Origin of the sequence: Micromonospora sp. NPDC005291 (assembly GCF_040607415.1) — a bacterium.
In the GTDB taxonomy this organism is placed as follows: Bacteria; Actinomycetota; Actinomycetes; order Mycobacteriales; family Micromonosporaceae; genus Micromonospora.
Map to the genome: position 1 here is coordinate 22,002 of NZ_JBEXGR010000037.1, position 15,192 is coordinate 37,193.

Annotated in this window: 9 protein-coding genes; 4 read left to right on the forward strand and 5 right to left on the reverse strand. The window is 70.6% G+C overall.

The annotated features are described in order from the left end of the window. Nucleotides 1–122 precede the first annotated feature (122 nt). The 3 genes from ABZT18_RS30575 to ABZT18_RS30585 all read left to right on the forward strand — a co-directional run bounded on the left by ABZT18_RS30575 (nucleotide 123) and on the right by ABZT18_RS30585 (nucleotide 5,753). The gene (locus tag ABZT18_RS30575; RefSeq protein WP_355253122.1) at nucleotides 123–1,604 is read left to right on the forward strand and encodes an aminopeptidase P family protein; all 1,482 of its coding nucleotides are present in this window, start codon (nucleotides 123–125) and stop codon (nucleotides 1,602–1,604) included. Nucleotides 1,605–1,904: 300 nt separating this feature from the next. Next, nucleotides 1,905–3,770 carry a right-handed parallel beta-helix repeat-containing protein gene (locus ABZT18_RS30580; protein ID WP_355253124.1) on the forward strand — a complete coding sequence of 622 codons (1,866 nt, stop codon included), beginning with the start codon at nucleotides 1,905–1,907 and terminating at the stop codon, nucleotides 3,768–3,770. A gap of 300 nt (nucleotides 3,771–4,070) precedes the next feature. After that, nucleotides 4,071–5,753, forward strand: a complete 1,683-nt coding sequence (locus ABZT18_RS30585) for a hypothetical protein (RefSeq protein ID WP_355253127.1) — start codon at nucleotides 4,071–4,073, stop codon at nucleotides 5,751–5,753. An 88-nt stretch (nucleotides 5,754–5,841) separates the two neighbouring features. On the opposite strand, the gene pulA is transcribed toward ABZT18_RS30585, so the two are convergent. The 5 genes from pulA to ABZT18_RS30610 form a co-directional block, all read right to left on the reverse strand. Then, complete coding sequence (gene pulA / locus ABZT18_RS30590; protein ID WP_355253130.1) at nucleotides 5,842–11,334, reverse strand: pullulanase-type alpha-1,6-glucosidase; 5,493 nt, start codon at nucleotides 11,332–11,334, stop codon at nucleotides 5,842–5,844. A 121-nt stretch (nucleotides 11,335–11,455) separates the two neighbouring features. Continuing rightward, the gene (locus ABZT18_RS30595) at nucleotides 11,456–11,764 is read right to left on the reverse strand and encodes a cellulose binding domain-containing protein (protein WP_354997286.1); all 309 of its coding nucleotides are present in this window, start codon (nucleotides 11,762–11,764) and stop codon (nucleotides 11,456–11,458) included. A 488-nt stretch (nucleotides 11,765–12,252) separates the two neighbouring features. Continuing rightward, nucleotides 12,253–12,933, reverse strand: a complete 681-nt coding sequence (locus tag ABZT18_RS30600; RefSeq protein WP_354997285.1) for a hypothetical protein — start codon at nucleotides 12,931–12,933, stop codon at nucleotides 12,253–12,255. Between the two features lie 134 nt (nucleotides 12,934–13,067). After that, complete coding sequence (locus tag ABZT18_RS30605) at nucleotides 13,068–13,457, reverse strand: hypothetical protein (RefSeq protein ID WP_354997284.1); 390 nt, start codon at nucleotides 13,455–13,457, stop codon at nucleotides 13,068–13,070. 37 nt (nucleotides 13,458–13,494) lie between these two features. Continuing rightward, nucleotides 13,495–14,199: a hypothetical protein gene (locus tag ABZT18_RS30610; protein ID WP_354997283.1), complete on the reverse strand. Its 705-nt coding sequence runs from the start codon at nucleotides 14,197–14,199 to the stop codon at nucleotides 13,495–13,497. Between the two features lie 19 nt (nucleotides 14,200–14,218). Here ABZT18_RS30610 and ABZT18_RS30615 point away from each other — a divergent pair, with 19 nt between their 5' ends. Beyond that, a complete protein-coding gene (locus ABZT18_RS30615) occupies nucleotides 14,219–14,407 on the forward strand; it encodes a hypothetical protein (RefSeq protein WP_354997314.1) in 189 nt (62 codons plus the stop codon). Nucleotides 14,408–15,192: the final 785 nt, after the last annotated feature.

Consider the following 15,192-nt stretch of genomic DNA (forward strand, 5'->3'; position numbering starts at 1 on the left):
TTCCCACGCGCGCTTCGGCCCGTCGCAGCCGTCCGTCGATCCGCGCGGCTCCCGGCGGGCGTCACCGCGAACCGGGCGCGCGGTACCGTCGGGACCAGCAACGACGCGGAGGGAGCGGCGCAATGACCGAGGGACGCACCGACGGTACGCCGACGGACGGTACGGAATCGCACGATCCGGACTTTCCGGAGGCCTTCCTGTCCTTCATGCGGCAGGGCTGGCGCGACACCGCGCTCCCGGTGGCACCCCTTCCGGAGGTGCCCAACTACGCCAAGCGCCGGGCGGCGCTCTCGGCAGCCTTCCCCGGCGAGACGCTGGTGATCCCGACCGGCCCCGAGAAGGTCCGGGCCAACGACACCGCCTACCCGTTCCGGCCGGGCAGTGACTTCGCCTACCTGACCGGCGACCACGACGCGGACAGCGTTCTGGTGCTGCGTCCGAACGGCTCGGGGCACGACGCGACGCTGTACATGCGGCCCCGGTCGTCACGCGAGACCGACGAGTTCTTCCGCAGTCGCCACGGCGAGCTGTGGGTGGGCCGGCGGCACACGCTCAGCGAGAAGTCGACCGAGCTGGGCCTGCCCACCGCCGACCTGACCGGCCTGGAGGCGACGCTCGCCGACCTGGCGCCGGGGCGTACCCGGGTGTTGCGCGGCTTCGACGCGCAGGTGGACGCGGCCGTCCGCCCGTACGACGGCGTCCGCGCCCAGGGGCAGCCGGCCCGGGACCGGGAGCTGGCGATCGCCATCTCGGAGCAGAAGCTCGTCAAGGACGAGTGGGAGATCGGCCAGCTCCAGGACGCGATCGACGCCACCGTCCGCGGCTTCGAGGACGTGGCCCGGATCCTGCCGGCGGACCGCGCCGTCTCGGAGCGGCTGCTGGAGGGTGTCTTCGCGCTGCGGGCCCGGCACGACGGCAACGACGTGGGGTACAGCTCGATCGTCGGCGCCGGTGAGCACGCCACGATCCTGCACTGGGTGCACAACCACGGCGCCACCCGTCCGGGTGACCTGCTGCTGATGGACATGGGTGTCGAGGGCCGCAACCTCTACACGGCCGACGTGACCCGGGTGCTGCCGGTCAGCGGGCGGTTCACCGCCCTGCAACGCCAGGTCTACGACATCGTGTACGCCTCACAGCAGGCCGGCATCGAGGCCATCCGGCCCGGGGTGACGTTCAAGGACGTCCACCTGACCTGCATGCGGGTGCTCGCCGAGGGTCTGGGCGAGCTGGGCCTGCTGCCGGTGAGCGTCGACGAGGCGATGGACGAGAAGTCCTCGATCTACCGCCGGTGGACGCTGCACGGTTTCGGTCACATGCTCGGCATCGACGTGCACGACTGCTCGAACGCCCGCAAGGAGACCTACCGCGACGGCACGCTGGGCGAGGGCTACGTGCTCACCGTCGAGCCGGGGCTGTACTTCCAGCCGGAGGACGAGCTGGTCCCCGCCGAGTTGCGCGGCGTCGGCATCCGGATCGAGGACGACGTACTGGTCACCGCGACCGGCGCGGTGAACCTCTCGGCCGGGCTGCCGCGCACCTCCGACGAGGTGGAGACCTGGCTGGCCGAGCAGCGCGAGGCGGGCCCCCGCCTGCCCGGCTGACCGCAGCACCGACCCCGACCCTTGGCGGACCTCGCCGCCGGGCCGCGACGTTTCCAACGTCCGCGCTCCCGGCGACGAGGTCCGTCGGTGTTTGTGCTGCTCACACCCTTCCTGTCGACCAGGACCGCTTGCTCGCCCATGGGCGAACGTGCGCCGAATGTGGGCTTATCTCGGATACGTCCGCATCGCGAAGATGGTTCTCATACGGTGGGGATCAGAGGCTGCAACCGATTTGTAGCTGGTCGTGGCGCCTCGGGCGGTGCGACCCCGTCTGATAGCAGGAAAGGGCGGAAGGCTCTGATGTCCAACGACGTAACGAGTACCGACGGCGGGGCATCGACAGCTCCGCCGACACGACGACGGCGGGCGCTCTGGGTCGCCGGCGTGGCCGGGCTGACCGGTGTGGTCGGCCTGGCGGCCCTCGGCGGCCTGGCCGCCCGGGACGACAAACCCACCTCCGACCGGGTGTCCGACGCGCAGTCGTCACCCGAACGGCAGAACGTCAGCGACGCCGGCGGCGCGGACGACAACGGCGCCAAGGAAGACGGCGCCAACGGGGCCGGCGGTCCGGACGACGAGTGGAGCGGCGACGGCTGGAGCGGCTTCGACGACCAGTCCGGCAAGGACGACAAGCGCGACGAGAAGGACCGCACCAAACAGGTCCCGTGCGACACCGACAAGCTGATCCAGGCGATCACGTTCGCCAACAACAAGGACGGCGCCGTGCTGGAGCTGGCCAAGGGCTGCACCTACACCCTGACCCGCAACCAGGACGGCAACGGCCTGCCGGTGATCACCCAGCCCATCACCCTCAAGGGCGAGCACACCACCATCGGCCGCGACGCCACCGCCGACTACTTCCGCATCCTCAACGTCGGCCCGGGCGGGCACCTCACCCTCAAGGGCCTGAGCATCAAGGGCGGCCAGACCCTCCGGCGGGCGATGACCATGGACGCGGCGACGGCCTGGGCGCCGTACTCGACGTCGGTCCGGACCACGGCGGCCAAGCCGGCCGTCCCGGCAGTCGCACCGGGCACGGCGGTCAAGCCGGCCGCAGCCGAGCCGGAGGCGACGGCCGCAAAGCCCGCGGCCAAGGCCGGTGCGACGACAGCCGCCAAGGCCGGTGCGACGACCGCGGCCAAGGCCGGTGCGACGACCGCGGCCAAGGCCGGTGCGACGACAGCCGCCAAGGCCGGTGCGGCAGCGACGACTGCCGGGCCCGCAGCCAAGACCGCGGCGCCGACGACGGCCAAGCCGGCGGCGGCCGGGCCAGCGGTGGTGCCGCTGGTGGAGCAGCCCGCGTTCACCGACGGCGCCGGGGTGCTCGTGCAGCCCGGTGGTCGTGCGGAGATCCTGGACAGCGAGTTGCTCTACAACCAGTCCGGCGGCAACGGCGGCGGGTTGGCCAACTTCGGCAGCACCAGGCTCAGTAAGACGACGGTGGCGCACAACACCGCCTTCTTCTTCGGCGGCGGCATCTTCAATGCCGGGGTGCTCCAGGTCGATGAGTCGAAGATCAAGGACAACACCGGGATCATCGGCGGCGGCGGCATCTCCAACGGCGCGGCGCGGATCTTCACCGACGACGTCGATGGCGGATCGGTCTGGGTCTACAAGAGCGAGGTCACCGACAACGAGACGCTCGGCTTCGGCGGCGGCGTCCTGGACGTCGGGGGCACCACGACGTTGCACTACACGACGGTCAGCGACAACACCGCCGTCCTCGCCGGTGGCGGCGTCGCCGTGGCCGACGGCCAGCTCACCCTCGAGTACGCCACGGTGGCCAAGAACAGCACCGCTGGCGTGGGTGGCGGCGTGGCGGTGGCCTTCGACAGCACCGCGACCGTGCAGAACAGCGCGATCAAGGACAACACCGCCGGATTCTTCGGTGCCGGCCTCTTCAACGAGGACAGCGTCACCACGCTGCGCGACAGCGAGGTGGTGGGCAACCGGGCCATCGGTCCGTTCGCCCGCGGAGGCGGCATCTACAACACCGACGGGGGCGAGGTCAGCCTCCACCGGACGACGGTGGCGCACAACTTCGCCACCCTCCCGCCCGGCGGCATCTTCAACCAGCTCGGCAGCACGGTGACCCTGGACGACAAGTCCGCGGTGACCGCCAACCGACCGACCAACTGCTTCAACGTTCCGGACTGCTTCGCCTGATCGGTGGGGCTGAACCACATAGAGGGTGCGCCCCTCCGAGCCGAACACCGGCCGGAGGGGCGTACCCGTTTGGGCGGTGGACAGAGGCGCACGCCCGGGTTGGGCGGTGGCGTGCCCGGCCGGGGCGTCCGGGCCCTGAGAGGCCGGACATGAACCGAATGTGGGCTTCTTTCGGATAAGCCCGCCAGGCGAGGAACATTCTCATACGGTGTTTTTGGGAGCTACAACCGATTTGTAGCAGGGGACACCCGCCTGAGGGCGGCGACCCTGTCTGGTACGAGGAGAGGGCAGAGAGCTCCGATGTCCAACTACCTAACGAACAACGAAGCCTCCGGGCGGGCGGCGGCCAAGCGCCGCCGCAAGCTCTGGCTCGCCAGTGGCGTAGCCGGATTGACGGGCGTGGTCAGCCTCGCCGCGGTAGCCGTCGCGGGCAGCGCCGGAGCTGTCGGCGTGGCCGGCCTGAAGTGGAACACCGCGCAGGTCAGCAGGGACGGCGACCAGCGGGCCGACGAGGGTCGCGACCGTGAGTGGGACAAGGACAAGGACAAGGACAAGGACAAGGGCCGGGACGACAAGGACAAGGACAAGGACAAGGACCACGAGCGCGGGAAGGAGGTGCCCTGCGACACCGACAAGCTGATCCAGGCGATCGTCTTCGCCAACGGCAAGCACGGCGGTGTGCTGGAACTGGCCAAGGGCTGCACCTACAACCTGACCCGTAACGACTACGAGGGCAACGGCCTGCCGGTCATCACCGAGCGGATCACGCTGAAGGGCGAGCACACCACGATCGTCCGGGACGCGACGGCCGACTACTTCCGCATCCTCAACGTCGGCCCGGGTGGGCACCTCACGATCAAGGGCCTGACCATCAAGGGCGGCCAGACCCTCGAGCGGTACATGTCCGTCGAGCCGGCGGCGGTCTGGGGCACCTACTCGGACTCCGAGGCGATCGCGGCGCAGGTGAAGTCCGGTGTCCCGCTGAACCAGGCGCTCACCACGCGGCAGGCCAACCCGAAGGCGGGGCTGAAGGCGGCTCCGAAGGCCACGCCCAAGGCCGCACCGACTGCTCAGGAGGGCGTCGTCACGCCCCTCGTCGAGGAGCCGGGCGACAGCGACGGCGCCGGCATCCTGGTCCAGCCGGGCGGCACCGCCGAGATCCTCGAGTCCGAGGTCGTCCTCAACCAGTCGGGCGGCAACGGCGGCGGCGTGGCCAACTTCGGCACCACGAAGATCTGGCACAGCACCGTCACCCGTAACACCGCCTTCTTCTTCGGTGGCGGCGTCTTCAACGCCGGCCTGCTCAAGGTCGAGGAGTCGAAGATCAAGGACAACACCGCCGTCATCGGTGGTGGCGGTATCTCGAACGGCGCCGCGCGGATCTTCACCGACGATGTCGACGGCGGGACCGTCGAGATCAAGAAGGGTGAGATCAGCGACAACGAGACGCTGGGCTTCGGCGGTGGCCTCCTCGACATCGGGGGCAACACCACCGCGTACGAGACCAAGTTCGTCTCGAACACCGCGGTTCTCGCCGGTGGCGGTCTGGCGGCGGCGGACAGCCAGCTGAACCTCCACAACGTCTCGATCGAGAGGAACAGCACCGCCGGAGTTGGTGGCGGTGTGGCCATCGCCTTCGACAGCGCGGTCACGTTCGAGAAGAGCAGCATCAAGGACAACACCGCTGGCTTCTTCGGCGGCGGGTTGTTCAACGCCGACAGCGTCACCACGCTGCGCGACAGCGAGGTCGTCGGGAACCGGGCCATCGGCCCGATCGGGGTCGGCGGTGGCATCTTCAACATCTTCGGCGAGGTCAACCTGTCGAAGACGAAGGTCGCCCACAACTTCTCCACCTTCGCTCCGGGCGGTGTCTTCAGCTTCTTCGGGGAGGTGAACGTGGACGACAAGTCCGCGATCACCGCGAACCGCCCGACGAACTGCCTGGCCATCCCGGGCGGCACCATCGAGAACTGCTTCGCCTGACGGTGATGTGCGGCCGGTGACGGCGGCACGATGACCGAAAACCGGGCCGGCCCCCTTCCGCGAGACGCGGAAGGGGGCCGGTTCACGTTCACTTCTGAACGAAGACCGCCACGCTGCGCGCCGGCACCGTGAACGTGCCGGCCGCCCGGTCGAACGAGGCCGTACGCAGCACCGGGTCGGCCGAGTTGACCAGCACCGGATGCAGTGCCACGTTCGCCCCGCGCAGACCGGTCAGGGTCTGCTTCGCCGTCTCCGGGGTGCCGTTGAAGACAACGGTCACCGATTTCCACGTCCCACCCAACCCGCGGGCGTCCAGCGTCATGGTCAGCACGCCCGGCGTCTCCGTCTCGCCGGAGAGCGGGAACGCCACCCGCTGCTGCACCTGCTCGGCGGTGGCCAGCCCGAACACCGGCGACGACGCCCGGACACGCAGCAACTCGGCGTACCGGGCGTCAGTGGTGTTGATCGCCGCGCAGTCCGGCACCAGCGCCGGATCCGCCAGCAGGGGCTTCGCGTACGACCACTTGTCCTCGTTGTCCTGCGCGGGCGGCAGACCGGCGCCGAACCCGTTGCCCCGTTCACAGCCCCAGCGGATCTGGTTGAACCAGTCACCGGAGTTGTACGAGTTTCGGTCCAGCGACTTCGACCGCAACCGTTCGGTGCCGGCGGTGACGAACCCGGTGCCCTGTCCCAGCACCACCGTGCCGAGCGCCAGCACCTGCATCCGGGCGCGGTCCGCCGCCGTGGTGGCCTGCGGAAGCTTGTACGCCAGCGCGTCGTACAGGATCTCGTTGTCGTGCGCGTCGGCGTAGGTGACGGCCTCCCCCGGCGCGGCGGTGTAGCCGGCCGGGGAGCCGTTGTAGTCCACCTGCGCCCCGGTGACCTGCCGTCCGGCGGTGTCGGTGAACCGGTACCCGCGCAGGTTGCCGGTCAGCCCCACCTTGATCAGGTCGTGGGCGTGCAGCAGCCGGTCCTTCTGCTCGGCCGCTGACCCGTTGATCGCGTCGCCGTTCGGGTCGGTGTAGAGCCCGGAGGCGAAGCCCTGCACCCGCGGGTTGGTGTCGAACGGCCCACCGCCGCGCACCGCGTCGCGCAGCCGGTCGTTGAAGGTGCCGATGCCGGTGCCCGCCATGTTGGCCTGGGTGGCCTGCACGAACCGGGCGTCGTTGGCGACCTCGCCGAAGTTCCAGCCCTCGCCGTAGAGCATGATCGCCTTGCCGTCCACACCGTCGCGGGCGACGGTCAGCCGGTCCAGGGCCTTGCGTACGGCGATGATGTTCGCCTTGGGGTGGTGGCCCATCAGGTCGAACCGGAAACCGTCCACCTTGTACTGCCGGGCCCAGGTGACCAGCGAGTCGACGACCAGCTTGCCCATCATCGCGTGTTCGGGGGCGGTGTTGGCGCAGCAGGTGGAGTTGGCTACCGTGCCGTCCTCCAGCAGCCGCTGGTAGTAGCCGGGCACGATCTGGTCGAGCACCGACTTGTCGTCGGTGCCGGCGGCCGACGTGTGGTTGTAGACCACGTCCATGACGACCCGCAGCCCGGCGTCGTTCACCCCGGCGACCATCCGCCGGAACTCGGTGGTCCGCGCCGCACCGGCCGGGTCGACGGCGTAGCCGCCCTCGGGCACGGTGTAGTGCAACGGGTCGTACCCCCAGTTGTAACCGTCGGTTTCGGCGACCGCCGTCACGCACTTCTGCTGCTCGGCGGAATCCGGCGGGAGCGCCGCCAGGTCGCAGGCGGGCTGACGCTGGTCGGCCCGCTTCTCCGGGATCGTCGCGAAGTCGAACGCCGGCAGCAGGTGCAGGTGGGTGACACCGGCGTCGCCGAGCGCCTTCAGGTGGGTCATGCCGGCGGTCTTCGGGTCGGTGAAGGCGAGGAACGTCCCCCGCCGCTGGGCCGGCACGGTGTCGTCGGCGATGGAGAAGTCCCGCACCGACAGCTCGGAGACCTGCGCCTTCGCCGGGGGCACCGACGCCGGTTTGCGCAGCGTGCGCCAGCCCGCCGGTGCCAGTGCCGGGTCGTTCAGGTCGACCAGCAGGCTGTGCGTGGAATCCGCCGCCAGGGCCACCGAGTACGGGTCGGTCACCGACGCGGTGACCATCCGCTGCGCCGCCGGCTGCCACGCCTGCACCTCGTACCGGTAGTACTTCCCGGTCCAGGTGTGGTCGCCGCGCGCCGACCAGACGCCGGTGCGGTCGTCGCGACGCATCGCCACCGTCCTCGGCGCGGCGGTGGGCGAGTCGAACAGGTGCAGCGCCACCGTCCGGGCGGTCGGCGCCCACAGCGCGAGGCTCGGCGTGCGGCCCGCGAACGTCGGCCCGAGGGTCGCGTCGGTGGCCCGCGCGTACACGTCGTCGAGCACACCGGGGATCTGCACGCCGGTCGCGGCGAGCAGGGCACCCTCGGCATCGCGCTCGGTGACCAGCAGCTGCCCCCGCAGCGCCGCCGGGACCTTGGCCAGGTCCGCCCGGTCAAGGGCGAATCCGCGGTACGACCACAGGTGCGGGAACGCCGTGCGCTGAGCCTCGGTGAGCCCGTTGCGCTGCGCCCGCAACGGCAGCGTGGTGTACGTCCCGGTCAGCTTCCCGTCGACCACGCTGACCCCGCCGGCGGGTGCGGCGACCAGCGCGTACGTCTTGCCGTCGGTCGGCGGAGTCTGCCACGCCACGGTGGACCGGTCGATCCAGTGCGCCTTCTGCTTGCTGATGTCGGTGTCCCCGCTGGCGCTGGTCGCCGTCGACGGCAGCAACCGGCCCGGCGTTGCGGCGAGCAGCCACACCTCGCGGCCCACGCTGGCGACGTCGAGCCGCTGGTCGTCGGGCAGGTCCTTGGTGTCGCCCTGGTGGATGATGTAGTTCAGCCCGGTGGCACCGGCCGCCAGCGGCACCCGGAACACCGCCCCGAACGCGTCGGTGCTGGCGGGCTTGAGCGGCGTGGACCACTCGGTCGGATTGGCCGCGCCGTCCCACAGGTGCAGGCCCCAGCCGTCGTAGTTGCCGTCGGCCCGCCGGTAGTGGATCACGGCGGTGCCCTCCTCGACCGGCGGCGCCGGCTCACCGGTGGCCGCCTGCCTGCTCGGGTAGATCGCCGGGTCACCCTGCTTGAGCCAGATCTCACCGGTCTGGGTGACGTCGATGCTGCGGTCCTGGGCGACATCCTTGTTGCCGTCGGAGTCGACCACCAGGAAGCTCACCGACTTCGCGCCCGGCTTGAGCTTCACCCAGGCGAACCGGCCGTAGGAGTCCTCCCCGGCGAACGGCTGCCCCTTGGGCCACTCGGTGACGTACGCCGGGTCGATGTCCCCCCAGGCGTACAACCCCCAGTCGTCGTACCCACCGGCCGGGCGCTGGTAGTGCACCACCGCCCACTCCCGGGACTCGCCCTGCGCCGGCGTGCCCACGATGGCGGTGGACCGGGCCGTCGCGGTACGTCCTCGGCCGTCGCGGACCACCGCCTTGTACTCGACCCGGGTGCCACCGGCCAGGCCGGTCAGGTCGTGCTGCACGGTGTACGGCGCGTGGTCGGCGCTGCCCAGCAACGTCCACCGACCGCCCGCGACCCGGGCGGCGACGGTGACGGTGGCCAGCGGGTCACCGGTCACCTGGGCGGTGACCGCGGCCCGGGTGGCGACGGGCGCGTCCGGGGTGGTGATGGTGATGCGCGGCGCGGCGGCCGGGCGCGCGATGGGGGTGCCGGCCCGGTGCACCACCGCCGACAACGGCGGCACGGTCAGGGTCAGCTTGCCGTCGGCACCCGCGCTGGCCGCACCGGGCGAGCCGTAGATGCCGGTGAAGGTGGCGCCGGCCGACCAGGTGTCCACGGTGACAGTCTGCGCGGTGTCGGCGTTGTTCACCGCCACCACGTACTCGGTGCGATCGGCGGGGGTGATCCGGGAGGCGGCGAAGACGCCGGGTCCGTCGGCGGCGTACCGGGTGACCTGTACGCCGTCGCGCAGCGCCGGGTGCGCCTGGCGCAGCCGGCCCATCTCGGCGATGGTCCGGTACAGCGGGTGGCCGGTGTCGAACTGGTCGTCGGCGTGGGTGCGGTCGGTGCCGAGCAGGTCGTCGTCGAGGTAGTCGGCGACCGACGAGGCGAACATGTCCTGCCGGGCGTCCTTGTCCCCGCCGGGGCCGGTGAAGCCCTGCTCGTCGCCGGAGTAGATCACCGGCTGGCCGCGAGTGAGGAACATCAGCTGGTGCGCGAGCTGGTCGCGGCGCAGATGGCTGGTCGGGTCGGTGCCACCGCCGGCGATGAACGAGCCGATCCGGCCCATGTCGTGGTTACCGAGGAAGGTGGTCAGCCGGCCGGCGTCGGTGTCCCGGGCGGAGTAGAGGTCGTCGCGGGCGTACACGTCGGCCAGCGCCTTCGCCGAGCCGGCGCCGGCGGTGAACCCGCGCGCGGCTTCCTGGAAGGCGAAGTCGAGGGTCGCCGGCAGGCCACCCTGCCGGACGTAGCTGGAGCTGATCTCCGGATCGGCGCTGTACACCTCGCCGAACATGAAGAAGTCCTTCTTGCCGGCCTTCTCGGCCGCCCGCTCGATGCCCTGGCTGAACTGCGGCCAGAAGTCCATGTTGACGTGCTTGACGGTGTCCAACCGGAACCCGTCGACGCCGGTCGCGCCGATCCAGTCCCCGTACGCCTTGGTCAGCCCCTGGACCACCTCGGGGCGCTCGGTCCACAGGTCGTCGAGGCCGAAGAAGTCGCCGTACTCGCTGTTCTCACCGGCGAAGGTGGAGTCACCCCGGTTGTGGTACATGGTGGCGTCGTTGAGCCACGCGGGGACCTTGACGGTCGCGTCCTTCGGATCGGCGAACGTCGGGGTGTACGGGAAAGACCCCTGGTTGACCGGCGGGAACGCGCGGCTGCCGTCGGCGTAGTTGCGGTCCTCGAACGCCCGCCCCTGCGCGTCGGTGTACGGCGAGGTCGCCTTGTCCACGTACGCGTACGTGTTCTCGGCGTACTTGATGACGTCGGCGGTGTGGTTGACGATCACATCGAGGTAGATCTTGATGCCGCGTTGGTGGGCGAGCTTGACCAGCCGCTTCATCTCCTCGTTGGTGCCGAAGTGCGGGTCCACCTGCGTGAAGTCGGTGATCCAGTAGCCGTGGTAACCGGCCGAGATGTCGTTGCCGGCGCCCTGCACCGGCCGGTTCTTGAAGATCGGGGCGAGCCAGATGGCCGTGGTGCCCATTCCCTGGATGTAGTCCAACTTGTCGATGACACCCTTGAGGTCACCGCCGTGGTAGAAGCCCTTGTCGGTCGGGTCGAGCCCGGTGCGCAGCCGGTCACCGGCGAGGCCACCTCGGTCGTTGCGGGGGTCACCGTTGGCGAACCTGTCCGGCAGGACGAAGTAGAACTGCTCGGCCCGCGCGGAGTTGCCGCCCGCCTTCAGCAGCGCGTCGGCGGTGGGTTCATCACGCCACTGGGCGGCGCCACCGACGGCGAGGGGAGCACTGCCGGACGGCCGGGAGGCAGCGGCGGCGGCTGGGTGCACGGCGACCGGGGTGCCGACGAGCGTGAGGGTGAGCAGGGAGACGAGGGCCAGCAGGGCGGTGCGCGGTTTCGGCGGGGGTTTCATCGACGCCTTCCTCTGGTCGCTGATTGGCCGCACGCTAACCCTCGCCGAAACATTCTGCAATACCTTGCAAACATGGTCGCAACAAAGCAGCCTCCTTGCGGAAGCGCCGTGTCCATCCGGGTCAGAACCCGCTGCAGCGCACCCCGTCGACCGTGCACTCCCGCGGCGTGCTGGAGGCCCGCTCCAGGTGGAACCGCAACGACACCGAACCACCGGGCCGCACGTCCACCCCGCTGACGTACGTAAAGCCGCCGTCGGTCTGCCGAACCGTCCCCTGTGGTACGCCCTCCACCCAGGTGGTCACCAACCGCCCACCGGAGAACTCGAACCCCACTGTCCAACCACGGCTCTCGGCAGACGCGTTGACCATCAACACCTCGCCGATGAAACCCCCGTCAAAGCTCTGCACCACCCGGTACCGCCCACTCACCGCCGGCTGTCCCTGTGGAGCCCGGCTCGGTGACCGCGTCGCCGTTCGCGCAGGTGTCGGGCCGACAGGCAGACTGGCGGACGGTGAACGCGACCCAGCCGCGGCGCCCGGCGGCAGCCCGCTCGCACGCCCGGACAACCCCGGCCGTGCCGACGCCGGAGACGACACCCGCACGGGTGCGCTCGGCGCAGCCGCCGCCGACGGCAACGGCAACGCCGGCGGCACCGACGCGGCGCCCGGCGCAGGACTACGCCCCCGGTACGCGCCCAGGGCCACGAAGAGCAGGACCACCATCACGACGACACCAGCACCCACCATGATCCAGGGCGATGACACGATCGCGGCCGGACCACGCGACAGTCGCGGGACGCGACGCATGCCGGACATGTACCTCCCTCAGCGGACCATCCGGGCAGCGTAACGATCAGCGCGCTGGCCCGGAAGCGCCGACGGCGCACCCTCTGCCGCGCCACCGGCCCGGCTCCAGCTCAGCCGAACCGACAGTCGACCCCGTTGATCGTGCACCGGAGCGGCCGCTCCGCCGACTCACCCCGGCCCAGGCGCAGCCGCAGCGTCCGAGAGTCACCCGGGTCCAGCGAACGGGTGCCGCGCAACACGAACTCGCCGTTGCCGCGCCCCCGTACCGAGATCCCCGAGTCGTCAGCGACTCGCAGAGCCCACATGTCGTCGTCGAACGCCAACTCCACCAGCCAATCCACCGACCGACTCGACTCGTTGGCGATCGACAGCAGCGCCGCGTCCCCGTCCCAGCCGTCCGTACCGACCTGGTACCGGGCGCTCACCGTGTCGTTCGCCGGCACCGCCAGCATCGGCGGCGCACTCGTCCGCCCCGGAGTCGGTGAGCCGGTCACCGTGGCCCGCGGCGACGGCGCCCGACTGCTGCGCGACGGCCTCGGCGACACCGTGCGTCGCTCCACGCCGGCCGGCGTCGGCCCACCCGTGGCCGACGCGGCCGCCGGCATGGTCGGCAGAAACACCGGAGGCGCGGCCTGCGGCGGTGCATCCCGCTCCCTGGTCCGGAACGACAGCAACGCGATCACCAGCAGCACCACCAGCGCACCCACACCGAGCAGCACCACGATCCACGGCATCGATACCAACACCCGGGCCGCCCGCGACCCCGCCGCACCATCCGGCCGCACCGCCATCAGGTCTCCCCTCGTCCCCACCGACGCGACAGCGTAGCCAGCACCGGGCAGACCGGGAACCCGGCAGGTAAGGATCGGGCCGACCGGCCGGCCCATCACGGAAAACGGCTCGACCGGCGGACGGTCCCGGTCGGTCAGCCCGTCCGGATGACCGTGCAGATGGCCGGCCCCTCATCCGAGGTGCGCAACAGGTAGCGGTACCGCTCCCCCGGCACCGCCTGCCCTCGGCTGTCCAGGAACTCCCACTCCACCGCCACCATCGTCAGCCGCGCGGACACCGGCTGTACGTCCTCGATCCGGGCATGCGCCGCGACCAACTCCCGTTCCTGGTAGTCGGGTGCGGCGCCCACGAAGGACAACGCCACCGCCGCTGGCGACGTGAACGAGAAGCTGTAGGTGTCGGCCACCACCAACCCCGGCAGGGCGTAACAACCGGCGATGGCCGGCACGTCGCCGGAGGTCAACGCCACGCCGTACCGGTCGAAGAAGTCGGCCAACGTGTCGAGATCCGTGGAGGCATTCACGGCGACAGCAATTGCCGGTCACCGCCCAGGTCAAACCTCAGCGCGGCGGCACCCGCACCTCGATCTCCGAACCCAGGCGGGCGTCGGCGGCCAGACCCAGGTCGTCCCCGCTCCAGAACCGCCCCGGGTCGTACCAGTTTGGACGCCGGCCCGCCGGCAGCAACCCCATCGCCTCATAGGTCACCGCGACCACCTCGGCGCAGTACGCCGTCTCCAACGCCCGGTCCCGCTCCACCGGGGAGGCGGCCGACCTGGCCGGGGTCGACCGAGGTGCCGGCCGACCGAGACGCGGTAGCAGCGGCCGACCGAGGTGCGGCAGCGCCGGCACCCGGCCACGCACCCACCGCCACGCCAACTGGGCCGTCGACGGGAACGGCGTGCCGTCCAGCCGCGCGATCGTACGCAGCACCGCCCGCTCCATCTCCCCGTCGGCCGGCGGATCGAGCTGCCGCAGCCAGGCCCGTTGGCCGTAGCGGTTGGCCCAGACGCTGACCGCGTCCCGCAGGTCGTGCAGTTGGACACCGCGCTGGTGACTGCCCGACCACAGATCCGGCAAGGACCTGCCCAGCTCCGCGTGCCACATCAGCGGCGGCATGTCGTCCAGCACCACCGCCATCCCGACGTGGTTCACCGGGCTGTTGGTGGTGAACTGGATCGCCCGGTCCGGCACGCTACTGCCCCGGAACACCCACACGTCGCCGGTGCGGGTCAACTCGACGGCCTCGTCCAGGCTGATGCTCATGGGGGTCTAGCCTAGGCCGATGCGGCAACGAATGCGGTGGTGGAAGGTCCTCGGGCTGGCCGGCCTCGCCGGCGTCGCGGCCTCCGGCGTGGTCATCGCGCGGGCCGAACGACGCCGACGTGCGTACACCCCGGAGGAGATTCGGCAACGGCTGCTGGAGCGGCACGCCCAGGCCGGCGACGGCGCGAAGCCCTCCGACAGCGCCTGAATCTCCGCGATGGACGGTCGACGGGGCAGAGAGTCCTTTGATCGACATCACCGGGTCATGACGACGCCCGTCGCGCAACGGCCCTTCGTCCTGACGGGGCTGGTGCCGCGGGGGCGTGAGGGTGGAACCCTGGATCGAGTTCGGTCAGGGATGGGCAATATGGGAGCTTCGTCCGATTCATGCCCCCGGGCTTAGAAGCGGGGCAACTCTCCGAGGTCCGCTCGAGGTCCCGCCCGAGGTCGCCAACGGATGACTCGACGTGATCGACTCGGTATCGCCGACCTGGGGGCATCCCACCCCCCGGACACCGCAACATCGCCGAACCGGAGTGGATCACCGCTCATTGCCCACTGCTCGGGATCGACCTGTGCGCGATTTGTTCCGTCTGGGGTTTTCATCCCGTGGTCGGGGCCACTCTGGCGGTGGAATCGGGGGCCGGCCCGGGTCGTTATACCTGGCATGCGACCGTGGCCCCCGGCCCGGTGCACGGCAGCCGCCGGGAACACCCGACCGGCCGCCCCGGTTACACCCTCGTAGCCGCTGGCCGGGCAGACCCGCCAGACGCCGGCAGGCCCCCGGGAACATCCGGTAGGCCGCCCCGGTTACATCCCCCCGGAACGCCGAGCAGGTCCCCCTGGATCGCCGGGACGTTCCCGTGAACCTTTCCCCCCGCACGGCAGCACCACCCGTTGAGTGCTGTGTGGGTTCCCCCAAGGCAGAGGAGCACGCCATCATGCGTACCGATCTGATCCGTAAGACCGCACTGACCGCCGCTGGGCTCGCCT

Bases quoted from the DNA above. Each gene is read 5' to 3' on its own strand.
- ABZT18_RS30575 (WP_355253122.1), top strand. From the start codon at position 123: ATGACCGAGGGACGCACCGACGGTACGCCGACGGACGGTACGGAATCG.
- ABZT18_RS30580 (WP_355253124.1), top strand. From the start codon at position 1,905: ATGTCCAACGACGTAACGAGTACCGACGGCGGGGCATCGACAGCTCCG.
- ABZT18_RS30585 (WP_355253127.1), top strand. From the start codon at position 4,071: ATGTCCAACTACCTAACGAACAACGAAGCCTCCGGGCGGGCGGCGGCC.
- pulA (WP_355253130.1), bottom strand. From the start codon at position 11,334: ATGAAACCCCCGCCGAAACCGCGCACCGCCCTGCTGGCCCTCGTCTCC.
- ABZT18_RS30600 (WP_354997285.1), bottom strand. From the start codon at position 12,933: ATGGCGGTGCGGCCGGATGGTGCGGCGGGGTCGCGGGCGGCCCGGGTG.
- ABZT18_RS30610 (WP_354997283.1), bottom strand. From the start codon at position 14,199: ATGAGCATCAGCCTGGACGAGGCCGTCGAGTTGACCCGCACCGGCGAC.
- ABZT18_RS30615 (WP_354997314.1), top strand. From the start codon at position 14,219: ATGCGGCAACGAATGCGGTGGTGGAAGGTCCTCGGGCTGGCCGGCCTC.